This is a genomic window from Pseudomonas sp. IAC-BECa141, assembly GCF_020544405.1.
In the GTDB taxonomy this organism is placed as follows: Bacteria; Pseudomonadota; Gammaproteobacteria; order Pseudomonadales; family Pseudomonadaceae; genus Aquipseudomonas.
Window position 1 is genome coordinate 1,182,586 of record NZ_CP065410.1, and the last position, 23,013, is coordinate 1,205,598.

The following is a 23,013-nucleotide window of genomic DNA, read 5'->3' on the forward strand; positions in this document are numbered from 1 at the left end:
TGAATCCGCGATTGTCGCTCCAGAGGTCGTCCCATGCGCTCGCTCAAGATCCTGATTCTAGAACCCAATCCGTTCCAGCTGATGGCGTTGCACCAGATGCTCAACGCCATCGGTATCTACGATGTCCTGACCGCGCCGTCGCTGGGTTCGGCCAAGCGCTCACTGGAGCGCCGCGGAGCCGTCGACATCACCCTGTGCAACCCGCGATTGCAGAACGGTGACGGGTTGGCGCTGATCCGGCATCTGGCCGACCGGAAGGGCGCGCGGGCGATGATCCTGCTGGGCACCGTGGCCCCCAGCCTGCTGGACGAACTGGAAACGTTGCTGGGCGAGCACGGGATTACCTTGCTGGGCCGCCTGCACACACCGGTCTCTGCGGTGTTGATGAGGAGTCTGCTGGACACCTACATGGCGACCCCCGGCATTCCGTCGACGCTTGAGCCCCATGGTTATTTTTCTGTCATCTTCGCCATGCATGCTCCGATAGGCCGGTGACGCTCCGGGAGAGGCCGGCGGCAGGCAGAACTTTCCTCTCGGGCCGGTGGTCATTTACTGTGAACACGCCCCAGACACTGTGTTTTCGGACTATTGAGTGGAGATCGAGATGGAAAGTATCAGTCTATTGCTCGGTGAGGCTCTGAGCCCGTATCAGGTGACGTTGACCCCTCGGGGTCGCCACGGCGAATGCCTGGTGACCTTGAAGAACGGCAACGGCGCGATCGTGGTGGAGCGCGAATTCAATCAGGCGCAATTGAGCGACAAGCGCCAGCTGACCGATGTGGTCGACGGCCTGCACCGTGACATCCTGATTGCCGAAGGCCGGCTGGAGCCCTGTGTCATCGCCGCGTTGCGAAACGCAGCCCTCGACAAGCACCCGACCCTCTGAAACTGATTTTTCTTTTGTGGGAACCTTCCTGCATCCAAGTCAGTCAGACCCCGTAACAGCAGGATCAAGCATTGTGCTCCGGTGCTTGTGGCTTGCTGCTACGGGTCTTTGATTCAGACCACGTTTAACCCCGAGTCGTCTCCCCACTTCTCGGGTTTCTTTTTGCCCGGATTTCACTGCGCGGCTTGTTGCTGGAAGAAAATCCGCGCCTGCTCCAGATAGTCCTGGCGACTCTCGGGGTCGAGCCAATCGGCATAGAGCTGGTCGAGATGTTCGTGGGGCAGGGTGCGCAACAGCTGATTGATCTCGGTGATCGCCTGTCGACCCGCCGTGGTGTCGGTGCAGCCGACATGGCCTGACAGATACTTGTCCGTGCCGCGAATCGGAAAGAACAGCAATTCATTCTCGGCGATCTCGGCCTGCCGTGCCTGATAGCGGATTTCAGGCCAGTAACCCAGCACCACCTGCAAACGCCCCAGACGCTGCATCGACAGCAGGCTGCTGAGCGCATCGTTGCCGTAATGCGGCGTCAACGCGCCGCCCGGTGCCTGATGCAGCAATGTATCGATGTACTCGCCATAACTCCGTTCCGCGACCACCCCGACTTTTCGCTCGCCGTTGGCCAAAAATGCCGACAGGTCGGCTTCGCCCTCGACCAGAAATGGCTCGAGCACTTCGCGATCTCTCTGACGCACCACCAAACCATTGCTGACCGCGCGAAACGCGGGGATGGAGAAGGCGATCCATTGCGCCCGCTCCTTGTTCCAGACCAGCGACGGATCGCAGGCGAAGGGGTGTTCATGGAGCATTTGATTGCCGCGGGCGCGATTGACCCGCATCAAGGTGTGTTCGTATTGCGGCATGCCGGCAATCAGCATCGGCATCAATTGATCGATAACGCCCTGGCCCTTTTTCGGGCCTTCTAAGATCGTCAGCGGCGGCAGGTCGCGCAGCAGCCAGATCAACGTCGGTTTGGCCTGCGCCCACGCCGGCAGTACCAGCAGCAATAGCAGGCCGAACAACCGCCAGGTCCACCAATGGTGGGCGCGATTCGAGGCCGAGGGCATCAGGCGCTTCAGCTCAGATGGCTCCGTCTTCGCGCAGCCGGGCGACCTGCTTCTCGTCGTAGCCAAGATCGTGGAGTACCTGCGCATTGTGTTCACCGAGCTGCGGTCCGACCCATTCGGACGTGCCGGGTGTCTCAGAGAGTTTCGGCACGATGCCCGGCATCTTGAAGGGTTTGCCGTCCGGCAGTTTGGCGTGCAGGAACATTTCCCGGGCCAGGTACTGCGGATCGTTGAACATGTCTTCGGCGCTGAAGATCCGGCTGGCCGGCACTTCGGCCTGGTTCAGCAGATCCAGTACCGTTTGCAGCGGCAGCGAGTTGACCCAGCGGTCGATCACCCCATACAACTCGTCACGACGGCTGTCGCGTCCGTCGTTGCTGACCAGCGCCGGGTCATTGGCCAGATCTTCGCGGCCGATGATCAGCATGAAGCGCTTGAAGATCGCATCGCCATTGGCACCGATCTGCACATGTTTGCCGTCGGCACTGGTGTGGATCGACGACGGCGTGATGCCCGGCATGATGTTGCCGGTGCGTTCACGGATAAAACCGAACACATCGAATTCCGGCACCATGCTTTCCATCATGGCGAAGATCGCTTCGTACAGCGCCACATCGACCACCTGACCGAGCCCGCCGTTGACCTCGCGATGACGCAAAGCCATCAACGCGCCGATCACGCCCCACAGGGCGGCAATCGAGTCGCCGATGGAAATGCCGGTGCGTACTGGCGGGCGGTCTTCGAAACCGGTGATGTAGCGCAGGCCGCCCATGGATTCACCAACGGCACCGAAACCTGGCTGGTCTTTCATTGGCCCGGTCTGGCCGAAACCCGACAGACGCACCATCACCAGTTTCGGGTTCAGCGCATGCAGGGTTTCCCAGCTCAGGCCGAGTTTTTCCAGCACGCCGGGGCGAAAGTTCTCGATCAGGATGTCGGCTTCGCCCAGCAGTTTTTTCAGGATCGCCAGGCCATCGGGGTGTTTCAGGTTCAGGGTCAGTGACTTTTTGTTGCGTGCCTGGACGAACCACCACAGCGACGTGCCTTCGTACAACTTGCGCCATTTGCGCAGCGGATCACCGCCGTCCGGCGACTCGATCTTGATCACTTCGGCGCCGAACTCGCCGCAGATGCGCGAGGCAAACGGCCCGGCAATCAAAGTACCCAATTCAATGACTTTCAGACCGCTGAGCGGTTTGTTGGCGAACGGCATGCGAGATCCTGTAGGACAAGGCTGAGCAGATAGAGCGTTTTAACATAGCCGGCTGTCAGTCGCGCAAGGTTGATCGCCATCAATTCGTGGATTGCCTACAGCATCGGTTAGACTTGCCGACTTTCCTCGTATCAAGAAGCCCGTTCATGGCCCAGCCGTCCACTACCTACAAATTCGAACTGAACCTCACCGATCTCGACCGCAGCGTCTACGAGAACGTGAAGCAGACCATCGCCCGTCACCCTTCGGAAACCGAAGAACGCATGACCGTGCGCCTGTTGGCCTACGCGCTCTGGTACAACGAGCAACTGTCGTTCGGTCGTGGTCTGTCGGACGTGGATGAACCTGCGCTGTGGGAAAAGAGCCTGGACGATCGTGTCCTGCACTGGATCGAAGTCGGCCAGCCTGATGCGGATCGTCTGACCTGGTGCTCCCGTCGCACCGAGCGCACCAGCCTGCTGGCCTACGGCAGCCTGCGCGTCTGGGAAGGCAAGGTAATCCCGGCAATCAAGAACCTGAAGAACGTCAACATCGCAGCCGTTCCGCAGGAAGTGCTGGAAACCCTGGCCCAGGACATGCCCCGCGTCATCAAGTGGGACGTGATGATCAGCGAAGGCACGATCTTCGTGACTGACGACCGTGGTCAACACGAAGTCCAGCTCACCTGGCTGCAAGGCGAGCGCGGTTAAGTCCGCGCTATTCCCGAAAAATCCCACGTATTCAAGAGAAGCTTCTGTTAGCCCATGCGTATCGATCCTCGCCCGTTGCCCGCCACTCTGCCGTTTCTCGGTGAACTGCCACCCCTGTTGACCCGCCTGTACGCGGCGCGGGGCGTGCAGTCCGAGGCGGAGCTGGACAAGAGCCTGGCGCGGCTGATCCCGTTCCAGCAGCTCAAAGGGATCGATGCGGCGGTGGACCTGTTGGTGACAGCGCTGGAGCAGCGTCAGCGGATCCTGATCGTCGGCGACTTCGACGCCGACGGCGCGACGGCCAGTACCGTCGGCGTGCTCGGCTTGCGCCTGCTGGGCGCGGCGCACGTCGATTATCTGGTGCCGAACCGCTTCGAATACGGCTACGGCCTGACGCCGGAAATCGTCGAAGTCGCGATGACCCGCGAGCCGCAACTGTTGATCACCGTTGATAACGGTATTTCCAGCGTTGAAGGTGTGGCGGCCGCGAAACGTCACGGTCTGAAGGTCTTGATCACCGACCACCACTTGCCCGGCGACGAACTGCCGCTGGCCGATGCACTGGTCAATCCGAACCAGCCCGGCTGCGAGTTCCCGAGCAAGGCGCTGGCCGGTGTCGGGGTGATTTTTTACGTGTTGATGGCCTTGCGTGCGCGCCTGCGCAGCCTTGGCTGGTACGAGAGCAAACCACAACCGAACATCGGCGAACTGCTGGATCTGGTGGCGTTGGGCAGCGTTGCCGACGTGGTGCCGCTGGATGCCAACAACCGGATTCTGGTGCATCAGGGCCTGGAGCGGATTCGCGCCGGGCGTGCGCGGCCGGGAATCAAGGCCATCCTGGAAGTGGCCAAGCGTGAAGCCTCGCGCATCACGTCGACCGACCTCGGTTTCATCGTCGGCCCGCGCCTGAACGCAGCAGGGCGTCTGGATGACATGAGCCTGGGCATCGAGTGCCTGCTGACCCACGACGCTGCGCTGGCCCGTGAGATGGCTGCGCAACTGGACGGCATGAACCAGGATCGCAAATCCATCGAGCAAGGCATGCAGCGCGAGGCGCTGGCCCAGCTCAAGGACTTGCCGGTCGAGTCGATGCCTTTCGGTCTTTGCCTGTTCGATCCGGAATGGCACCAAGGTGTCATCGGCATTCTGGCGTCGCGGATGAAAGAGCGGTATTTCCGCCCGACCATCGCCTTCGCCGATGCAGGCGATGGTTTGCTCAAGGGCTCGGGGCGCTCGGTGCAGGGTTTCCATATCCGTGATGCGCTGAGCGTGGTTGCGGCGCAACATCCGGACCTGATCGCGAAGTACGGTGGCCACGCGATGGCGGCCGGCTTGACCTTGCGGCAGGAGAATTTTCCGTTGTTTGCCGAGGCATTCGACGCCGAAGTGCGTAGGCAACTTCGCGAAGAAGACCTGACCGGGCGCCTGCTGTCAGATGGCACATTGGCGGTCGAGGAGTTTCATCTGGAACTGGCCCGCGCCCTGCGCCACGCCGGGCCGTGGGGCCAGCATTTTCCGGAGCCGCTGTTCCACGGCGTGTTTCAGTTGGTCGAGCAGCGGGTGGTCGGCGAGCGGCATCTCAAAGTGGTGCTGAAAACCGAATGCGGTTCGGTGAAGCTTGATGGCATCGCGTTCGGCATTGATCGCGATATCTGGCCGAACCCGACGGTCAAATGGGTCGAACTGGCCTACAAACTCGATCTCAACGAGTTTCGCGGCAATGAAACCGTGCAGTTGATGATTGCCCACATCGAGCCGCGCTAAAGCTCATTGCGCCCTTTACTGAAGGGGCGCAGGCAATCTTCAATTGTGCTGTTTCATTTCTGAACCCTCCCTCATCCCCGGATGTCGACTAGGCTCTAAGCACTGCTTGATTGGCCTTGTGACGTCTTGTCGAATTTTTTGCCCGCGGGGGCGGGTGCTGCACCTTTTTCCTGTCACTCGTCGACTTTTCAAACAGAACCCTGGAGCCTGCCCACTGAATTGAGAGGTGCCCCATGAGTCTGCTGCTTGAACCCTTTACCCTTCGCCAACTGACCCTGTCCAACCGCATCGCCGTGTCGCCCATGTGCCAGTATTCCAGCGTTGATGGCCTGGCCAACGACTGGCATCTGGTGCACCTCGGCAGCCGTGCCGTGGGGGGCGCTGGCCTGGTATTCACCGAAGCCACGGCGATCACGGCCGACGGGCGGATCACCGCCGAAGACCTGGGCCTGTGGAACGACGAACAGATCGCACCGCTGCAACGCATCACCCGTTTCATCAACGCCCAGGGCGCAGTGGCCGGCATTCAACTGGCCCACGCCGGGCGCAAGGCCAGCACCCATCGGCCATGGATCGGCAAGCATGGCAGCGTCAAACCGGAGGATGGTGGCTGGACGCCGGTCGGGCCGTCCCCGATTGCCTTTGATCCGCAACACACCCAGCCGAAACAACTGGATGAAGGGCAGATCGCCCAGGTCATTCAGGACTTTGTGGCAGCGGCCAAACGCGCGCTGACCGCCGGTTTCAGTGTGGTCGAGGTGCATGCGGCGCACGGTTATCTCCTGCACCAGTTCCTTTCACCATTGAGTAACCAGCGCCGCGATCAGTACGGAAGTTCGTTCGAAAACCGCATTCGTCTGGTGCTGCAAGTGACCGAAGCGGTGCGTGGGGTGTGGCCGGAGGAATTGCCGGTGTTTGTGCGTCTGTCGGCTACCGACTGGGTCGAGGACGGCTGGAACCCGGATGAAACCGTAGAGCTGGCGCGACGCCTGAAAGCCTTGGGCGCTGACCTGATCGACGTGTCATCGGGCGGCACGGCGGCCAACGCCGAAATCCCCGTGGGGCCGGGTTATCAGACGCGCTTCGCCGAGCGGGTACGCAAGGAGTCAGGTATCGCCACCGGCACCGTGGGAATGATTACCGAGCCTGCGCAAGCCGAGCACATTTTGCGAACCTGTCAGGCCGACATCATTTTCCTCGCCCGTGAGTTGCTGCGTGATCCGTACTGGCCACTGCATGCCGACGATGACCTGGGCGGACGCAAAGCAGTGTGGCCGGCGCAGTATCAACGTGCGACCCATCGGGATCAGCCGATTCACGAGTCTGATCTGCGGGATTGATTCCGGCCTGTCGCAAAGCCTATAAAACCCGCCATTGAACCGGCGGGTTTTTTCTTGTCTGTCGTTTGGAATTGCAAAGGAATGGATCGCAATGTTGATCGAACGAGCGCTGACTGAATCGGACTTGCCGCGGCTGGCGCTGATCGACCGCAGCGAGTTAGTCGAGGAATGCTATCGCGTGGAAAACGGTGAGTTGATTCTGTATCCGGCGCGTTTCGACATGCGCGGATGGCCCGAAGGCGAGGCGGAGGAGAATGCGCGGGTATTGGAAAAGTGCTGGCGCAGTGGCGGGTGGCTACACGGGATTTTCGATGGCGAAACACTGGTGGCTGCGGTGGTTGTGGATAACCGGGTTATTCACAATCAGGGCCTGAACATGCGGCAGTTGAAGTTTCTGCACATCAGCCGTGTCTGGCGGGGGCATGGATTGGGCGGGCGATTGTTTGCCCTGGCTTGCGCCCATGGCCGAGAGGTTGGCGCCGAGGCGTTGTACGTCTCGGCGACCGAGTCGCGCAATACCGTGGAGTTCTATCAGCGCCAGGGTTGCCGGTTGCTGGCGCAACCGGATCCCGAACTGTTTGCACTCGAACCTCACGATATCCACTTTTACTGTCGCCTGGGCTGACGCTCTCGAAAGCGAGCTCCCACAGGTTTTCGGTTGTACACAAACTCGGTGATCAATCGATATCCATGTGGGAGCTGGCTTGCCAGCGATGAGGCCCGATCTGACGCTAGAGAATCATCAAGGATACTTGCGCTTGTCCGGCGCCGGCGGGAAGTACTGGTACAACCAGGTCTCGCTCAACGTGCGGTCGTTGGTGCGGATGAACAGGCGAAGCTCCACCGGCTCCACGCTGTCGTTGGTCGGGTACCAGTCGAACAGGATCCGGTAACCCTTGATGTCATCCAGCACCAGCACGCTGAAGTCCTGCACCTTGCCGTTGGAGCAGGTCACCACCGGCTCGATCCCGGTGCCCTGCGGCAGGCGATCCAGACCGCCACCGGTGAAGTCCACGGCAAAACGACGGGCCCAGACCGGCGGGTAATGCTCGCCCGGTGCCCAGCCTTCGACAAATCCACCCATGCCCGAACGGGTCGCATGAACCCGCGCCAGCGGCGTGCCGACCGGCGGCAGGGCGCTCCAGTAGAGCTTGTAGCCGTAGTTCAGCGAATCGCCGGCCGCCACCGGTTTCTTCGGCGTCCAGAATGCAACGATGTTGTCGAGGGTTTCGCCGGTTGTAGGAATTTCCAGCAGATCGATAGAGCCTTCGCCCCACGCGGTTGTAGGTTCTACCCACAGGCTCGGACGTTTGCTGTACCAGTCGACGGTGTCCTGGTAGTTGGCGAATTCGTGGTCGGTCTGCACCAGACCGAAACCTTTCGGATCGGTGTCGGCGAAAGCGTTGAATTGCAGGGTCGCCGGGTTGTTCAGCGGACGGCAGATCCACTCGCCGTTACCGCGCCACATGGCCAGACGATCCGAGTCGTGGATTTGCGGGTGAATGGTGTCGCACATCCGGCGCTCGTGGGTGCCGCAGCTGAACATGCTGGTCATCGGCGCGATGCCCAATTGCTCGATGGCGGTGCGGGCATTGATGTGGGCGTCGATCTCCATCACCACGCGCTCGGCCTGGCAATCGATGTCGAAGCGATAGGCGCCGGTCGCGCTCGGCGAGTCGAGCAGGGCGTAGACCACGAAGCGGGTCGCGTTCTGATCCGGGGTCTCGAACCAGAACTTGGTGAAGTCAGGGAATTCTTCGCGTTTCTTGGCGTAGGTGTCGACGGCCAGGCCACGGGCGGAGAGGCCATATTGGCCAGTGGCATCCACCGCGCGGAAGTAGCTGGCGCCGAGGAACGACACCACGTCATGCCGATCCAGTTCCGGCGCCTTGAACAGCTTGAAGCCGGCAAAACCCAGGTCGCCCTTGAGCTGCTGGGTATCGACCGAAGTGTTTTCGTAGTTGAACAGCTGAGGGCGGAAATGCACCTCGCGCGCCATGCGCGTCTTGGGATCGACGCTGTACATGCGCACTGGTTGGCGGAAACCCATGCCGACGTGGAAAAACTGCACATCGAGCTGACCCTTGTTTTCCTTCCACAGCGAATGCTCGCCGTCGTAGCGGATCGCGTTGAAGTTCTGCGGGGTCATGGTCGCCAGGGTCGGCGGCAGCACCTGTTTGGTGTCCTGATACGCGCTGCCGGCCAGTTGTTTGGCCTGGCGCTTCAGCGTTTCAAAGTCGAAGGCCTGGGCTTCACCGTCGGCGGCACCGCCAGAGGCGGCCCAGGCGCGAGCAGCGAGCAGGCCCGAGGCGGATAGGCCGGTGTAAGCCGCAATGGCCATGGACGCTTTGAGCAAATTCCTGCGGTGCATAGATACAACCTGTCGTGGACAATCCCGCGCCCTTCCTGGCACGTACTGGATCAGAAATTACGGTTCGGACAAGCCTTCGGCCAAACGCTACGGACTAGTAACAGATGCGCGCTAGCTTAATCCGTTCGCTGATTTTGCAAAATTCCCTGATAGCACGGCGCTAGCCTCTCAATGAAACAAGACGTTACGGTTACTTATCCCACAGCCTTTTCTGATTTATAGGGCATATCTGCTTTTTTCGACTAATTACTCTAAAAACAGCTTTTCAGCGCCGATTTAATTTCTATTCTATGGGCATCGCCGGTCATGACCCATCCGACCGGCAGGGCTCAAATCGCTGCTTAAGGAGCGGGGCGATGCGGTTTTCGAAAATTTCTGACGTACTGGAAAAGGACATCGTCCATGACAAAAGGACAAGGCATCACCGAAATGTTGGGCATCTTTCCCTGCCTCACCAACGTCCGGCGAAGACGCCGGCTCAGTCCTGATGAACTGAAACTGGTGGAGCGTTACCGCGAGTTGTCGGAGAGCGATCGGATTGCGATGCGGTATCTGGTGGATGCGATGAGGAGTGTTTCGCGGTTTTGAAGTAAAAAACCAAAGGGGCGGACTGTGAAGTCCGCCCCTTTTTCATTCTTGAGGTTTACCGGGGACGCTGTGCCAGCATCAACTCAGGCATGTCCCGCCATTTCACCCAGGCCTGTTGTTGCCAGTGGAGCAGCGGCACGGTGACGCCAGCCCAATGCACGGAGCTCAGGCTCGGGCAGGTTTCCGCTGTTGCTGAGCTGGTTTCCCGCAGGATGGGAATGACTTCATTACTCAGCCATTGGCGCAGGTTGCGGTTTTCCGGGATGAAATGGTGAACCAGCAGCGCGTACATGCCGGATTCGCTGACCATTGGCGTCTCGACAACTTTGCCGTACTTGCGCAGGCGGACGGTGCGGCGTTGGTCGGGGTCGAGTTTGAGCGTGACGCGTGAGTTCAAGGGATGGCCCATCATGCGGCCGAGATCCTGAGCGCAGAACCAGGCTTGGTGATCGAGTAGGAGAGCGTGGAGGAAGCGGTTGTGGCGGGTGAATACGGTGGGAGTGAAATATTCAGTATTTGGAATGTGAGTAGGTGCTGGCATGAGATGACTTCCGTTTCGAGTAGGAAAGTCGCCACCAACTCTTCGAAAAGTTGGGTGGCGAACCGAGTGGCGTTCGAAGTCGGGTTACTTCCCTGTCGAAACGGAAAAGGCGGAAGGCCCGCGCCACACGGCCCGCCATAACGCAGAACTGAAGTTGCAAAGCAGCCGCAGTTCAATGGGGGCACGCAAGCACCGTTTTGACAGATTTCCGGCTTCGACCCCGGGCCGCTGATTGGGCAGCGACGGGACAAAGCCTATCGGTCAGGCGCTAGCGGCGCCAAGTCTACGCTGTGGACGCGTAGCGTAGGAAATGTGGCTTCTTCTTGAAGCCTGCATCTGTAGGAAATGCCTGTTTTTGTATGGCGGTCAGCCAGACTGCACCTGAAGCGTGATTTTTCCTTTATTTATTTGAATCTCAGTCATCCCCCGGGTGCTCGGCCCTTGGTCGCAGGGCTTAAAGGATTTTTGTGAATAATGGAGAATTCAATGAAGGTGTCCCTCAAACAGATCAACGGCCCATGGGATCAGGGATGGGTACTGGACAAGCACATGGTAAGTAGTACCTTTCTCGGCAACGATGATCGCGGACACCCATGTTTCGATAATCAGCGCACAGAGATTGGTGAGGCGACCTACCAGCTCAAATACCAGAAGGATTGGACTCAGGTCGGCCCACTGGCCCAAGCGGTAGCGACAAATGTGTTCCCTATGTTGGATCAAGTAGGATTTGTGCTGCCCATGCCTGCTTCAAATATCCGTCAGCGACAACCGGTAACTGAGGTCGCTCTGGAGTTGGGGCGAATTGTCAGGCGGCCGGTTTTCTCGGATTTGCTTCGAAAAGCGACTACGGGAAAGTCACTCAAGGATTTGCACTCCAAAGCAGACAAGGTTGCTGCGATTGGAAACAGTTTTAGCGTCAATGACGAAATTACGACAGAGGGATGCTGGAATGTTTTGGTCGTAGATGATTTGTTTGACAGCGGAGCGTCGATGGACGCGGCTTGTGCTGTCTTGCGTGAATATCCGAAGGTGGGGAAGATCTACGTAGCGGCGCTAACCTGGAAGTGAATTCAATGACGACTGTATTTATTGCTGGCTCTATCAATATCAAGAACCTTGATCCGAAGGTTAAGGAGCGTATCAGTAATATCGTTGCGTCTGAATTCGAGGTGGTCGTTGGTGATGCAGGTGGCGCCGATACCTCCATTCAGGAGTATCTGCTGAGTCTCGAACGATCCAGAACCACTGTGTTCTGTAGCGGTCCGGCGCCGCGTAACAACCTCGGACAGTGGCCCGCCAGAACAGTGGACTCCAAACATTCCAAAGGATCGAGGGCTTTCTTCACCGAGAAAGACGTGGTGATGGCCGAAGCTGCTGACTACGGATTGATGATATGGGATGCGAAGAGCACCGGTACGCTCAGCAACGTCATAGAACTGCTGTCTAGAAAGAAGAAGTCCCTTGTCTTCGTCAACAAGGAGAAGGAATTCAAAGTGGTGGGAGACGTCAATCAGCTCGAAGAGTTGATTGCATTCATGTCTGATCACGCCAAGCAAAAAGCCAACGAAAAAATCAAATTGTTCGATCGTATTTCCTCGCTGAAATACGATCAGTGCGAACTTTTGTTTTGATGTTTTGCGTCGGCTTTCTTGAACCCCGGCACTCTATCGGTGCCGGGGCCAAACGTTTTTAGCGACTCACCTTCCAGGCATCCCCAGCCGGCGCCTTCCCATGGTCATACGGCTTGCCAATCCACATGTAAACCAACCCCAGCCCAACCACGATCGCCGTGCTCAGCACCATCGCGTAGTTGATGTACCACGCGGCATCCGGCGTGCGGGGCCAGGCCATGTTGATGATTGCGCCGACGCCGTACACCAGCGCGCCGATGTTCACCGGCCAGCCCCAGGCGCCGAGGGTGAATTTGCCGCTGGGTTTCCAGCCTTTGCTGCGGGCGTACAGGGCGGCGAGGACGATCATCTGGAACGCGAGGTAAATGCCGATGGCGGCGAAGCTGACGATGGTGGCCACGGCGTCTTGCAGGAAGAAGCCGAGGGCGATGATCAGGCCGGGCAGTACGCCGGACACGAACAACGCAGCGACCGGAACCTGGGTCGTAGGAGAAATCTTTTTCAGCAGTCGGCTGCCGATGACCATTTCATCGCGGGCGTAGGAATACAGCAGACGACTCGCCGCCGCTTGCAGGCTGATGACGCAAGAGATGAAGGAAATCATCACCACGGCCATCACCACTTTCGAACCGACCGGGCCGAAGGCGTTGTTGAGGATGGTGGTGACCGGATCCTTGTCGGTGCCGTTGATCACCGCTTGCATGTCCGGCACGGCGAGAATCAGCGCCAGGCAAGCGAACATCGCCGCGATGCCGCCGATGTAGATGGTCATGCGCATGGCCACCGGGATTTTCTTGCTCGGGTTCGGGGTTTCTTCGGCTACATCACCGCAGGCCTCGAAGCCGTAGTAAAGGAACATCCCCGCCAACGAAGCGGTGAGGAAGGCCGGCAGGTAGGAGCCGTCGACGCTGATATCGAAGGTGTTGAACAGCACGCTGATCGGCTGGTGACGCTCGAAAATCAGCAGGTACACGCCGACGATCACCGCACCCACCAATTCGCAGAGGAAGCCGAACATGGCGATCCGCGCCAGCACTTGGGTGCCGCTGAGGTTGACCAGTGTGGCGAACAGCGTCAGCACCAGGGCGATGACGATGTTGGTGTTGTTGCTCGGCTCAAAACCCAGCATGGCGGCGAGGTACGGGCCGGCGCCGACCGCAACGGCGGCGATGGTTACGCACAGGGCGATGGAGTAGATCCAGCCGACCATCCACGCCCATTTCTTGCCCACCAGACGCCGCGCCCAAGGGTAGACACCGCCGGAAATCGGGAACTGCGACACCACTTCGCCGAAGATCAGGCACACCAGCAATTGCCCGCAACCGACCAGCAAATAGGCCCAGAACATCGGTGGCCCGCCAGCGGCCAGGCACAGGCCGAACAGGGTATAAACCCCTACGACCGGTGAAAGATAGGTGAAGCCCAGCGCGAAGTTTTCCCACAGGCTCATGCTGCGGTTGAAGTTGGAGGTGTAGCCCAGTTGGCGCAGTTGTTCGGCATCGCTGTCGGCAACGGCGGCTGAGAGATCGGGTGATGCACTCATGTGTGTTTGCTCCGTGAAATCGGCAGATTTCGGATGGCCGAAACCGTGGCGGGGCTTGGTGAGCGCCGCCCGGATCGGTAGTTATTGTTTTGAATGCCTTGTGGTGCGGATAACCGGCTTCTGCCATGAAACCGGGGGGACGCCTTTAGTGCTTGAACATCACATGCCGAACCGTGGTGTAGTCCTCCAGCCCGTACATGGACATGTCCTTGCCGTAGCCGGACAGTTTCTGACCGCCGTGAGGCATTTCGCTGACAAGCATGAAGTGCGTGTTCACCCAGGTGCAGCCGTACTGCAAGCGTGCGGACAGGCGATGGGCGCGTCCTACATCCGCCGTCCATACCGAGGACGCCAGGCCGTAGTCCGAATCGTTGGCCCATTCCAGCGCCTGGGCTTCATCGGTGAATTGAGTCACCGACACCACCGGCCCGAACACTTCGCGGCGGACGATTTCGTCGTCCTGCTGGGCGTCGGCCAGAACGGTCGGTTCGAAGAAGAAACCATTGCCTTCGACAGCCTTGCCGCCGGTGATCAAGCGAATGTGAGGTTGCGCCACGGCGCGCTCGACAAACCCGGCCACGCGGTCGCGATGCTGGGCGGTGATCAGCGGCCCCAGCTCGGTCGACGGATCATCCTGCAAGCCGTACTTGATGCTGCTGACCGCCGCGCCGAGCTTCTCGACGAACTTGTCGTAAATGCCTTGCTGCGCGTAGATCCGGCACGCAGCGGTGCAATCCTGGCCGGCGTTGTAGAAGCCGAAAGTACGAATGCCTTCGACGGCGGCATCGATATCGGCGTCGTCGAAGATGATCACCGGAGCCTTGCCGCCCAGTTCCATGTGCATGCGTTTGACGCTGTCGGCGGTGCTGGAAATGATGTTCGAGCCGGTCGCTATGGAGCCGGTCAGCGAGACCATGCGCACTTTCGGATGGGTCACCAACGGGCTGCCCACGCTCGGCCCACGACCAAACACCAGATTGAGTACACCGGCCGGGAAAATATCCGACGCCAGTTCGGCCAGACGCAACGCGGTCAGCGGGGTTTGTTCCGATGGCTTGAGCACCACGGTATTACCGGCGGCGAGGGCCGGGGCGATTTTCCAGGCGACCATCATCAGCGGGTAGTTCCACGGCGCGATGGAGGCGATCACGCCCACCGGGTCGCGGCGGATCATCGAGGTGTGGCCGGGCAGGTATTCGCCACCGGCCGAACCGCTCATGCAACGGCTGGCGCCGGCGAAGAAACGGAAAACGTCGGCAATCGCCGGAATCTCGTCGTTCAGCGCGGCGCTGTAGGGTTTGCCGCAGTTGTCGGATTCCAGTTTCGCCAGTTCTTCGCCGTGGGCTTCGATGGCGTCGGCGAGTTTGAGCAACAACAGCGAACGGTCTTTCGGCGTGGTCTGCGACCATTCGGCGAAGGCACTGTCGGCGGCGCGCACGGCGGCATCGACCTGGGCCTCGGTGGCCTCGTTGATTTCCACCAGCACTTCGCCACGCGCCGGGTTGAGCACCGGTTGCGCCGGGCCTTCGCCGTTGACCAGTTGGCCGTTGATCAAGAGTTTGGTTTGCATGTTGTTGTCCTCTTTGCAGCCATCGTTATTTTTCAGAAGAAACCGAAAATCCTGTGGGAGCGAGCTTGCTCGCGAAAGCGGTGTGCCAGTCGACATCAATGTTGGATGTCATGGCCTCTTCGCGAGCAAGCTCGCTCCCACAGGGGAAAGTGGTGTCTGTTATGAGTTCATTTGCCGCCGCTGCCGGCCACGCTCTCGCCACCCCGGGTCAGGTAGTAGGCGCCGAGGATCGGCAGCATGGTCACCAGCATCACGAGCATCGCCACGACGTTGGTCACCGGCACGTCCCGTGGGCGGCTCAACTGATTGAGCAACCACAGCGGCAAGGTGCGTTCATGCCCGGCGGTGAAAGTGGTGACGATGATTTCGTCGAACGACAGCGCAAACGCGAGCATGCCGCCGGCGAGCAGCGCCGAGCCGAGATTCGGCAGGATGATGTAGCGGAAGGTCTGCCAGCCGTCGGCGCCGAGGTCCATCGACGCTTCGATCAGGCTGTGCGAGGTGCGGCGCAAACGGGCGATGACGTTGTTGTAAACGATCACCACGCAGAACGTCGCGTGGCCGACGATGATGGTGAACATCCCCGGTTCGATCCCCAGCGTCTTGAAGGTCGCCAGCAGCGCGATCCCGGTGATGATCCCCGGCAGTGCAATCGGCAGGATCAGCATCAGCGAAATGCCCTGTTTGCCGAAGAAGTCCCGGCGATAAAGCGCAGCGGAAGCGAGGGTGCCGAGCACCATCGCAATCAGTGTGGCGATGGCTGCGATCTGCAACGACAGCTTGATCGCCTCCAGCACATCCGGCCGGGAAAACGCCACGCTGAACCAGTGCAGCGTGAAGCCTTTCGGAGGAAAGCTGAACGCCGCGTCTTCGGTGTTGAAGGCGTAGAGGAAGATGATCAGGATCGGGAAGTGCAGAAACACCAACCCGCCCCAGGCTGCGATGCGCAGACCGAGAGATGCTTTTTCAGAGTGCATCGAAGGCCCCCAGTCGTTTGACGATGGACAGGTAAATGGCGATCAACACGATCGGCACCAGCGTGAATGCGGCAGCCATTGGCATGTTGCCGATTGCGCCTTGCTGCGCGTAGACCATGCTGCCGACGAAGTAGCCCGGCGGGCCCACCAGTTGCGGCACGATGAAGTCGCCCAACGTCAGCGAGAACGTGAAGATCGAACCGGCCGCAATCCCCGGCACCGACAGCGGCAGAATCACCTGCATGAAAGTCTGGCGCGGTTTGGCCCCGAGGTCGGCGGAGGCTTGCAGCAACGACGGCGGCAGGCGCTCCAGCGAGGCCTGGATCGGCAGGATCATGAACGGCAGCCAGATGTAGACGAACACCATGAACCGCCCCAGATGCGAGGTCGACAAGGTGCTGCCGCCGACCCCGGGCATCCCCAGAATGAACTGCAGAACCGGTTCCAGCCCCAGGTGCTGAACGAACCATTGCGCCACGCCGCCCTTGGCCAGCAGCAGCGTCCAGGCGTAGGCCTTGACGATGTAGCTGGCCCACATCGGCATCATCACCGCGATGTAGAAAAACGCCTTGGTCTTGCCGGTGGTGTAACGCGCCATGTAGTAGGCAATCGGGAACGCGACGATGGCGCTGGCGATTGACACCACGACGGCCATGCTCAGCGTGCGCAGGATGATGTCGAAGTTCGATGGCTGGAACAGTGCGGCGAAGTTGGCCAGGGTCAGGTCGGGCGTGACCGCCATGGTGAAGTCGTCGAAGGTGTAGAAACCTTGCCACAACAGCACCAGCAGCGAGCCCAGATAGATTGCGCCGAACCACAGCAGCGGCGGCACCAGCAGCATCGACAGATACAAATTCGGTTTGCGATAGAGCAGGTTGGAAAACCTGCGCAACGGCGCCGATTGAGGGAGGGCGAGGGCGTTCATGTCACACCTCGCTCGCAACGGTGTCGTGCAGCGCGATCATCGCTTCCCGCGCCCAGCGTGCGCTGATGCGCTGACCGGTCTGGTGCTGCGCGCTGCTGTCGATCCACTGATTGTTGGCCTGACTGATGCTCAGGGTCTGGCCGTTTTCCAGTTTCAGCTCGTAGCGCGTGGCGCTGCCCTGATACTGGATGTCGTGGAGCAGGCCACTGACTTCGATTTCATGGCTGGCCAGCGGGCCTTCGGCGAAACGCACATGTTCCGGGCGGATCGAAAACGGCTGCGGATGGCCGCTGAGCTGGCGCGCCAGATCACCGCGAATCACGTTCGAAGTGCCGACGAATTCGGCGACGAACGTGGTGGTCGGTTTCATGTACAGAGTGCGCGGCGTGTCGACCTGTTCGATGCGACCCTTGTTGAACACGGCCACGCGGTCGGACATCGACAGCGCTTCAGTCTGATCGTGGGTGACGAAGATGAAAGTGATGCCGAGCTGGCGTTGCAGCTTTTTCAGTTCGCTCTGCATCTGTTCGCGCAGCTTCAAGTCGAGAGCGCCCAACGGCTCGTCGAGCAACAGCACTCGCGGGCGATTGACCAACGCGCGGGCGAGGGCGACGCGCTGGCGCTGACCGCCGGACAACTGCACCGGTTTGCGCGCGCCGTAGCCGCCGAGGGCGACCATGTCCAAGGCTTCTTCGGCGCGTTTATGGCGCTCGGTTTTGCTGACGCCTTTGACCTTCAGGCCGTAGGCCACGTTATCCAGCACGTTCATGTGCGGGAACAGTGCGTAATCCTGAAACACCGTGTTGACGTCGCGCTGATAGGGCGGCAGACCGGCGGCTTCGGCGCCGTGAATGCGGATCGAGCCCGCGCTCGGTTGCTCGAACCCGGCGATCAGGCGCAGGCACGTGGTCTTGCCCGAGCCGGAGGGGCCGAGCATGGAAAAGAACTCGCCGTCCTGGATATCGATGGAAACCCGGTCAACGGCCTTCACTTCGCCGAACTGCCGGGAAACGTTGGTGAACTGGACTGCAAGCGTCATGGTGCGGTGCTCCAAATAGGCGAGGGCCGTCGCAGCGGCCCTGCCTGGACTTCTGAAAAACGAACAACGGTTATCTGTTGCCAGGTGAGATCGCGGTATTGGCGGTGATCTCATGTGGGAGCGAGCTTGCTCGCGAAGACGGTGGGTCAGTCACCTGCAATGTTGGATGTGATACCCACTTCGCGAGCAAGCTCGCTCCCACAGGAAAGATCGATTACCTACCGCCCATGATCGCAATGTAGTCCTGCGTCCACCGGCTGTACGGCACAAACTTCCCACCCTCGGCCTGCGGAGTTTTCCAGAAAGCGATTTTGTCGAACTGGTCAAACCCGTTGGTCTTGCAGCCTTCAGCGCCGAGCAACTCACTGCCCTGACACGCCGCCGGAACCGCTGGCAACGAACCAAACCACGCCGCTACATCACCCTGGACTTTCGGTTGCAGCGACCAGTCCATCCACTTGTACGCGCAGTTCGGGTGCTTGGCCTCGGTGTGCAGCATGGTGGTGTCGGCCCAGCCGGTGGCGCCTTCTTTCGGCACGGTCGAAGCGATCGGCTGTTTGTCGTTGATCAGGCCGTTGACCTGATACGGCCAGGCGCTGGACGCCACCACGCCTTCGTTCTTGAAGTCGCTCATCTGCACCGTGGTGTCGTGCCAGTAGCGGTGGATCAGCTTCTGCTGCGCGCGCAACAGTTCCAGAACTGCCTTGTACTGATCTTCGGTGAGTTGATACGGATCCTTGATCCCCAGCTCAGGCTTGGTCGATTTCAGATAAAGCGCCGCGTCGGCGATGTAGATCGGGCCGTCGTAGGCTTGCACGCGACCCTTGTTCGGCTTGCCGTCGGGCAGGTTCTGTTCCTCGAACACCACGTTCCAGCTGGTCGGCGCGGTCTTGAACACGTTGGTGTTGTACATCAACACGTTCGGGCCCCACTGGTACGGGGTGCCGTAGGTCTGGTTGTTGACCACGTACCACGGCGCGTCTTTCAGGCGCGGGTCGAGGGATTTCCAGTTAGGGATCAACGCGGTGTTGATCGGCTGCACACGCTTGCCGACGATCAACCGCAGCGATGCATCGCCTGACGCGGTCACCAGGTCGTAACCGCCCTTGGCCATCAGGCTGACCATTTCGTCGGAGGTGGCGGCGGTTTTCACATTGACCTTGCAGCCGGTTTCCTTCTCGAAACCGGTCACCCAGTCGTAGGCCTTGTCGCTTTCACCGCGTTCGATGTAGCCGGGCCAGGCGACGATATCGAGCTGGCCTTCGCCGGCGCCGACGGCTTTCAGCGGCTCGGCGGCCTGCAGGCTGGCGCTGGCCAGCAGGGCCATGGTGATTGCACTGAGCAGTGCGGTCTTGTGCACGAACATGGTGAACCCTCTTCTTTAAATTATGGTCGGGGCAGTTGTGAACGCGGTGAAGCATGCCGTCAGCGGCTTGTTATTAGCGTAGTCAGAGATGCTGGCCGTGGCGGGCCATGATGTGCCGCACCACGCTGTAGTCCTGTAGCGAATCGCTGGATAAGTCTTTGCCGTAACCGGAGCGTTTCAGGCCGCCGTGGGGCATTTCGCTGACCAGCATGAAATGGCTGTTGATCCAGGTGCAGCCGTATTGCAGGCGCGCGGCGACCTGCATCGCCTTGTCCAGGTTCTGGGTCCACACCGACGAGGCGAGGCCGTATTCCGAGTCGTTGGCCCAGTCCACCGCTTGCGTCAGTTCGTCGAAGCGGGTCACGGTCACCACCGGGCCGAACACTTCGCGCTGGACGATTTCATCGCTCTGTTTGCAACCGGCCAGCAGGGTGGGTTGATAGAAGAACCCGGCACCCGAATGCACCGCTGCGCCTGTGACCCGCTCGATGTGCGGCTGACCGAGGGCGCGTTCGACGAAGCTGGCCACGCGGTCGCGCTGGCGCGTGCTGATCAGCGGGCCGATTTCGTTGTCGGCGTCACGCTTGCCGGCGAAACGCAGGCTGCTGACCGCCGCGCCAAGTTCGGCCACCAATTTGTCGTGAATCCCGGCCTGGGCGTAGATCCGGCAAGCCGCCGTGCAATCCTGCCCGGCGTTGTAATAACCATAAGTGCGCACGCCTTCGACCACGGCTTTAATGTCGGCATCGTTGCAGACGATTACCGGAGCCTTGCCGCCGAGTTCGAGGTGCGTGCGTTTGAGGGTTTTGGCGGCGGCCTGGAGGATTTTCTGGCCGGTGACGATATCGCCGGTGAGCGACACCATGCGCACTTTCGGATGCCCGACCAGATGACTGCCAACGCCTTCTCCACCGCCGCAGACGATGTTGATCACCCCGCGCGGCAGGATTTCGGCCAGTGCCGGAGCCAGCGCCAGGATCGACAGCGGCGTGTGCTCGGACGGCTTGAACACCAGCGTATTGCCGGCGGCGAGGGCCGGGGCGATTTTCCACGCGGCCATCATGATCGGGTAGTTCCACGGCGCAATCGACGCGACGACGCCAATCGGATCGCGACGCACCATGCTGGTGTAGCCCGGCACGTATTCGCCGCTGAGCTGGCCGGTCTGGCAGCGTACGGCGCCGGCGAAGAAGCGGAACACATCGACGGTCGCGGTCAAATCATCCTGCCGCGCCAGATGCAGCGGCTTGCCGCAGTTCAGTGCTTCGAGGCGGGCGAGGTGGTCGGCGTGTTTTTCGACGGCGTTGGCGATTTCCAGCAGGAGATTCGAGCGTTGTTGCGGGGTGGTGCGCGACCACTCGGCAAAGGCGCGGTGGGCGGCGAGGATGGCGGCTTCAACTTGCTCGGTGCTGGCTTCGGCGATCTGGGTCAGGACTTCGCCGGTGGCCGGGTTGAGGATCGGTTCGACAAAACCCTGGCCGGTGACCAGTTCGCCGTCGATCAGCAACGCGGTGTGCATGTGGGTCTGCGCGCCAGCCATTTTCCGTGATCTCTTTTCTTGTATGGCCATGTTGCTCCCTGTTCCGGGAGCCGACCGTCTTATCGATGCAGCAAGACTAGTGCGCGGCTCCGGGGTCGACAAATTCTAAATACTGAAGGTGGCATTCGATTAAATAGATGGCTTGCGTCCACCGTGAGGCTGCTCGCGGGCCACGGTCAGAAACGGATCGACCAGCGAGGGGCGCGCAGTGCCGCGACGCCAGGCCAGACCGACGTCGAGGGTCTGGCTGAGGTCGGCAATCGGCCGGGCCTCGATGATGTCGCCTTCCAGCGACCATGGGCGGTAGGTCATGTCCGGCTGGATCGAAACGCCGAGACCCGCCGCCACCAGACTTCGCACTGCCTCGGTGGACGCGGTTCTGAGGGTGATCTTCGGTTGCAGCCCGGCGCCGCGCCACAGGCGTTGGGCATTGCGATCCATCTCGTCGACGTTCAGCTGAATCAACGGCTCCCGGGCAACATCGGCGAGGTTGATGCTGTCGTGTTCCAGCAGCGGATGCTGGGCCGGCAGCCACAAACGGTGCGGCGAGTGGGTCAGTACTTCGGTCTGCAAGGCGTGGCGGTCTTCGAGGTTGGAGAGAATCAGCACACCGACATCGATCTCGCCGCTGACCAGCAGATGCTCGATGTACGGCCGTTCGTCCTCCATCACCCGTATCTCGACGTTGGGATAGGCGCGCTGGAAACGAGTGAGCAAATCCGCCAGGTAATAACCGGCCACCAGGCTGGTCACGCCGACAATCAACTGCCCTGCGACCTGATCGGTGCTTTGTTGCAGGCTGCGTTTGGCGTTGTCCACGGTGGCCAGAATCAAGTGCGCCTGGCGCAGGAACTGGTGGCCCTGATGGGTAAGGGTCATGCCCTTGGCGTGGCGGTTGAACAGACTGACCCCGATTTCTTCCTCCAGTTGCTGGATGGCCAGGGTCAGGGTCGATTGGGAAATGAATGCGGTTTGCGCGGCGGCGGAGATCGAGCCGGTCTCGGCCACGGCGATGAAATGGCGGATCTGACGCAAGGTCATCATGGACGTTTTACCCGGTGGGCGGTTTTTATAGATTGCCCCGAGTGTATATCTATTTTCGCGAATGGCTGCTCCGGGCCAGGCAACATCTGGAAGCACACTCGCACCCGAGTGACGGGCACTTTCGAACTAGGCTGAGGGCCTTATTGATCCGGATAAAACCAGTTTGGAGACGGAACATGAACACCCGTGGATTGCTCGATCAACTCCTCAAGTCCGGCCAGGATCTGCTGCAGAACAAGGCGGGCGGGGCGCAGAACAAACCGGCTGCCGGTGGCTTGGGCGGCTTGCTGGGCGGATCTTCCGGTAATGGCGCACTCGGCGGTTTGCTCTCAGGCGCAGGCGGCGGTGCCCTGGCGGCCGGCGCCATGGGCCTGCTGCTGGGCAGCAAAAAGGCCCGCAAGGTTGGCGGTAAAGTCGCCCTCTACGGCGGCCTCGCCGCACTGGGCGTAATCGCCTACAAAGCCTACGGCAACTGGAACGCCCAGAAAGGCACCGCTCCACAAAACGAACCGCAAACCGTCGATCGCCTGCCACCGGCGCAAGTCGAACAACACAGCCAGGCCATCCTCAAAGCCCTGGTCGCCGCCGCCAAGGCCGACGGCCACATCGACGACCGCGAACGCCAACTGATCGAAGGCGAATTCACCAGACTCGACAACGATCAGGATCTCAAGCACTGGCTCCACGCCGAACTCAACAAACCCCTCGACCCCACCGACGTCGCCCGTGCAGCGAGCACACCGGAGATGGCCGCCGAGATGTACGTGGCGAGCGTGATGCTGGTGGACGAGGGGAACTTCATGGAAAAGAGCTATCTGGATGAACTGGCGCGGCAGTTGAAGCTGGAGCCGGGGTTGAAGGTGGAGCTTGAGAAGCAGGTTCGCGTAGCTACCCAGTAAAACTGGTGTCAGCGATATCA

At 60.3% G+C, this 23,013-nt stretch carries 22 protein-coding genes; 10 read left to right on the forward strand and 12 right to left on the reverse strand.

Annotated features, from left to right (window positions below; genetic code table 11):
- Window positions 1-33: 33 nt before the first annotated feature.
- Together I5961_RS05230 and I5961_RS05235 are read left to right on the forward strand one after the other, a co-directional pair.
- Entirely contained in the window at window positions 34-495 is a 462-nt protein-coding gene (locus I5961_RS05230) for a DNA-binding protein (RefSeq protein ID WP_227234551.1), read from the forward strand.
- A gap of 109 nt (window positions 496-604) precedes the next feature.
- On the forward strand, window positions 605-886 hold the full coding sequence (locus I5961_RS05235) for a DUF3509 domain-containing protein (RefSeq protein WP_085697275.1): 282 nt from the start codon (window positions 605-607) through the stop codon (window positions 884-886).
- A 173-nt stretch (window positions 887-1,059) separates the two neighbouring features.
- Here the strand turns inward: I5961_RS05235 and I5961_RS05240 are convergent, their stop codons facing one another.
- Both I5961_RS05240 and I5961_RS05245 read right to left on the reverse strand, forming a co-directional pair.
- Window positions 1,060-1,953, reverse strand: coding sequence for a TIGR02285 family protein (locus I5961_RS05240; RefSeq protein ID WP_227234553.1), 894 nt, complete (start codon window positions 1,951-1,953; stop codon window positions 1,060-1,062).
- A gap of 13 nt (window positions 1,954-1,966) precedes the next feature.
- A complete protein-coding gene (locus I5961_RS05245; RefSeq protein ID WP_227234555.1) occupies window positions 1,967-3,166 on the reverse strand; it encodes a CaiB/BaiF CoA transferase family protein in 1,200 nt (399 codons plus the stop codon).
- 146 nt (window positions 3,167-3,312) lie between these two features.
- Here I5961_RS05245 and I5961_RS05250 point away from each other — a divergent pair, with 146 nt between their 5' ends.
- The 4 genes from I5961_RS05250 to I5961_RS05265 all read left to right on the forward strand — a co-directional run bounded on the left by I5961_RS05250 (window position 3,313) and on the right by I5961_RS05265 (window position 7,584).
- Window positions 3,313-3,855: a YaeQ family protein gene (locus I5961_RS05250; protein ID WP_007954646.1), complete on the forward strand. Its 543-nt coding sequence runs from the start codon at window positions 3,313-3,315 to the stop codon at window positions 3,853-3,855.
- Between the two features lie 54 nt (window positions 3,856-3,909).
- Window positions 3,910-5,619, forward strand: a complete 1,710-nt coding sequence (recJ, locus tag I5961_RS05255; protein WP_085697277.1) for a single-stranded-DNA-specific exonuclease RecJ — start codon at window positions 3,910-3,912, stop codon at window positions 5,617-5,619.
- A 233-nt stretch (window positions 5,620-5,852) separates the two neighbouring features.
- Window positions 5,853-6,959 carry an NADH:flavin oxidoreductase/NADH oxidase gene (locus tag I5961_RS05260; protein ID WP_227234556.1) on the forward strand — a complete coding sequence of 369 codons (1,107 nt, stop codon included), beginning with the start codon at window positions 5,853-5,855 and terminating at the stop codon, window positions 6,957-6,959.
- A 91-nt stretch (window positions 6,960-7,050) separates the two neighbouring features.
- On the forward strand, window positions 7,051-7,584 hold the full coding sequence (locus tag I5961_RS05265; protein ID WP_227234558.1) for a GNAT family N-acetyltransferase: 534 nt from the start codon (window positions 7,051-7,053) through the stop codon (window positions 7,582-7,584).
- 117 nt (window positions 7,585-7,701) lie between these two features.
- Here I5961_RS05265 and I5961_RS05270 read toward each other — a convergent pair whose 3' ends face one another.
- Window positions 7,702-9,330, reverse strand: a complete 1,629-nt coding sequence (locus I5961_RS05270; RefSeq protein WP_227234560.1) for a glucan biosynthesis protein D — start codon at window positions 9,328-9,330, stop codon at window positions 7,702-7,704.
- 402 nt (window positions 9,331-9,732) lie between these two features.
- On the opposite strand from I5961_RS05270, the gene I5961_RS05275 reads away from it, so the two are divergent.
- Window positions 9,733-9,918: a hypothetical protein gene (locus I5961_RS05275; RefSeq protein ID WP_007954656.1), complete on the forward strand. Its 186-nt coding sequence runs from the start codon at window positions 9,733-9,735 to the stop codon at window positions 9,916-9,918.
- Window positions 9,919-9,973: 55 nt separating this feature from the next.
- Here I5961_RS05275 and I5961_RS05280 read toward each other — a convergent pair whose 3' ends face one another.
- Window positions 9,974-10,459 (reverse strand): Bro-N domain-containing protein, encoded by a 486-nt coding sequence (locus I5961_RS05280; RefSeq protein WP_227234561.1) that lies wholly within the window; start codon window positions 10,457-10,459, stop codon window positions 9,974-9,976.
- A gap of 486 nt (window positions 10,460-10,945) precedes the next feature.
- Between I5961_RS05280 and I5961_RS05285 the strand changes: the two genes are divergently transcribed.
- Both I5961_RS05285 and I5961_RS05290 read left to right on the forward strand, forming a co-directional pair.
- Window positions 10,946-11,527: a ComF family protein gene (locus I5961_RS05285; RefSeq protein WP_085697282.1), complete on the forward strand. Its 582-nt coding sequence runs from the start codon at window positions 10,946-10,948 to the stop codon at window positions 11,525-11,527.
- A gap of 5 nt (window positions 11,528-11,532) precedes the next feature.
- Complete coding sequence (locus I5961_RS05290; protein WP_085697283.1) at window positions 11,533-12,090, forward strand: hypothetical protein; 558 nt, start codon at window positions 11,533-11,535, stop codon at window positions 12,088-12,090.
- Window positions 12,091-12,148: 58 nt separating this feature from the next.
- On the opposite strand, the gene I5961_RS05295 is transcribed toward I5961_RS05290, so the two are convergent.
- From I5961_RS05295 to I5961_RS05330, 8 genes are all read right to left on the reverse strand, one after another.
- Window positions 12,149-13,633 (reverse strand): APC family permease, encoded by a 1,485-nt coding sequence (locus tag I5961_RS05295; RefSeq protein WP_227234563.1) that lies wholly within the window; start codon window positions 13,631-13,633, stop codon window positions 12,149-12,151.
- Window positions 13,634-13,778: 145 nt separating this feature from the next.
- Window positions 13,779-15,203, reverse strand: coding sequence for a gamma-aminobutyraldehyde dehydrogenase (locus tag I5961_RS05300; protein ID WP_085697285.1), 1,425 nt, complete (start codon window positions 15,201-15,203; stop codon window positions 13,779-13,781).
- A 167-nt stretch (window positions 15,204-15,370) separates the two neighbouring features.
- Window positions 15,371-16,180, reverse strand: coding sequence for an ABC transporter permease (locus I5961_RS05305; RefSeq protein ID WP_085697286.1), 810 nt, complete (start codon window positions 16,178-16,180; stop codon window positions 15,371-15,373).
- Window positions 16,170-17,105, reverse strand: coding sequence for an ABC transporter permease (locus I5961_RS05310; protein ID WP_227234564.1), 936 nt, complete (start codon window positions 17,103-17,105; stop codon window positions 16,170-16,172). The genes I5961_RS05305 and I5961_RS05310 overlap by 11 nt, the downstream gene beginning before the upstream one ends.
- Before the next feature lies 1 nt (window position 17,106).
- The gene (locus I5961_RS05315) at window positions 17,107-18,144 is read right to left on the reverse strand and encodes an ABC transporter ATP-binding protein (RefSeq protein WP_085702556.1); all 1,038 of its coding nucleotides are present in this window, start codon (window positions 18,142-18,144) and stop codon (window positions 17,107-17,109) included.
- A 214-nt stretch (window positions 18,145-18,358) separates the two neighbouring features.
- Window positions 18,359-19,510, reverse strand: coding sequence for a putative ABC transporter substrate-binding protein YdcS (gene ydcS, locus I5961_RS05320; protein ID WP_227234566.1), 1,152 nt, complete (start codon window positions 19,508-19,510; stop codon window positions 18,359-18,361).
- Between the two features lie 82 nt (window positions 19,511-19,592).
- A complete protein-coding gene (locus tag I5961_RS05325) occupies window positions 19,593-21,080 on the reverse strand; it encodes a gamma-aminobutyraldehyde dehydrogenase (protein WP_227234567.1) in 1,488 nt (495 codons plus the stop codon).
- A gap of 99 nt (window positions 21,081-21,179) precedes the next feature.
- Window positions 21,180-22,094, reverse strand: a complete 915-nt coding sequence (locus I5961_RS05330; protein WP_085697290.1) for a LysR family transcriptional regulator — start codon at window positions 22,092-22,094, stop codon at window positions 21,180-21,182.
- 176 nt (window positions 22,095-22,270) lie between these two features.
- Here I5961_RS05330 and I5961_RS05335 point away from each other — a divergent pair, with 176 nt between their 5' ends.
- Entirely contained in the window at window positions 22,271-22,993 is a 723-nt protein-coding gene (locus I5961_RS05335) for a tellurite resistance TerB family protein (RefSeq protein ID WP_227234569.1), read from the forward strand.
- Window positions 22,994-23,013: the final 20 nt, after the last annotated feature.

Bases quoted from the DNA above. Each gene is read 5' to 3' on its own strand.
- I5961_RS05230 (WP_227234551.1), top strand. From the start codon at position 34: ATGCGCTCGCTCAAGATCCTGATTCTAGAACCCAATCCGTTCCAGCTG.
- I5961_RS05235 (WP_085697275.1), top strand. From the start codon at position 605: ATGGAAAGTATCAGTCTATTGCTCGGTGAGGCTCTGAGCCCGTATCAG.
- I5961_RS05240 (WP_227234553.1), bottom strand. From the start codon at position 1,953: ATGCCCTCGGCCTCGAATCGCGCCCACCATTGGTGGACCTGGCGGTTG.
- I5961_RS05245 (WP_227234555.1), bottom strand. From the start codon at position 3,166: ATGCCGTTCGCCAACAAACCGCTCAGCGGTCTGAAAGTCATTGAATTG.
- I5961_RS05250 (WP_007954646.1), top strand. From the start codon at position 3,313: ATGGCCCAGCCGTCCACTACCTACAAATTCGAACTGAACCTCACCGAT.
- recJ (WP_085697277.1), top strand. From the start codon at position 3,910: ATGCGTATCGATCCTCGCCCGTTGCCCGCCACTCTGCCGTTTCTCGGT.
- I5961_RS05260 (WP_227234556.1), top strand. From the start codon at position 5,853: ATGAGTCTGCTGCTTGAACCCTTTACCCTTCGCCAACTGACCCTGTCC.
- I5961_RS05265 (WP_227234558.1), top strand. From the start codon at position 7,051: ATGTTGATCGAACGAGCGCTGACTGAATCGGACTTGCCGCGGCTGGCG.
- I5961_RS05270 (WP_227234560.1), bottom strand. From the start codon at position 9,330: ATGCACCGCAGGAATTTGCTCAAAGCGTCCATGGCCATTGCGGCTTAC.
- I5961_RS05275 (WP_007954656.1), top strand. From the start codon at position 9,733: ATGACAAAAGGACAAGGCATCACCGAAATGTTGGGCATCTTTCCCTGC.
- I5961_RS05280 (WP_227234561.1), bottom strand. From the start codon at position 10,459: ATGCCAGCACCTACTCACATTCCAAATACTGAATATTTCACTCCCACC.
- I5961_RS05285 (WP_085697282.1), top strand. From the start codon at position 10,946: ATGAAGGTGTCCCTCAAACAGATCAACGGCCCATGGGATCAGGGATGG.
- I5961_RS05290 (WP_085697283.1), top strand. From the start codon at position 11,533: ATGACGACTGTATTTATTGCTGGCTCTATCAATATCAAGAACCTTGAT.
- I5961_RS05295 (WP_227234563.1), bottom strand. From the start codon at position 13,633: ATGAGTGCATCACCCGATCTCTCAGCCGCCGTTGCCGACAGCGATGCC.
- I5961_RS05300 (WP_085697285.1), bottom strand. From the start codon at position 15,203: ATGCAAACCAAACTCTTGATCAACGGCCAACTGGTCAACGGCGAAGGC.
- I5961_RS05305 (WP_085697286.1), bottom strand. From the start codon at position 16,180: ATGCACTCTGAAAAAGCATCTCTCGGTCTGCGCATCGCAGCCTGGGGC.
- I5961_RS05310 (WP_227234564.1), bottom strand. From the start codon at position 17,105: ATGAACGCCCTCGCCCTCCCTCAATCGGCGCCGTTGCGCAGGTTTTCC.
- I5961_RS05315 (WP_085702556.1), bottom strand. From the start codon at position 18,144: ATGACGCTTGCAGTCCAGTTCACCAACGTTTCCCGGCAGTTCGGCGAA.
- ydcS (WP_227234566.1), bottom strand. From the start codon at position 19,510: ATGTTCGTGCACAAGACCGCACTGCTCAGTGCAATCACCATGGCCCTG.
- I5961_RS05325 (WP_227234567.1), bottom strand. From the start codon at position 21,080: ATGGCCATACAAGAAAAGAGATCACGGAAAATGGCTGGCGCGCAGACC.
- I5961_RS05330 (WP_085697290.1), bottom strand. From the start codon at position 22,094: ATGATGACCTTGCGTCAGATCCGCCATTTCATCGCCGTGGCCGAGACC.
- I5961_RS05335 (WP_227234569.1), top strand. From the start codon at position 22,271: ATGAACACCCGTGGATTGCTCGATCAACTCCTCAAGTCCGGCCAGGAT.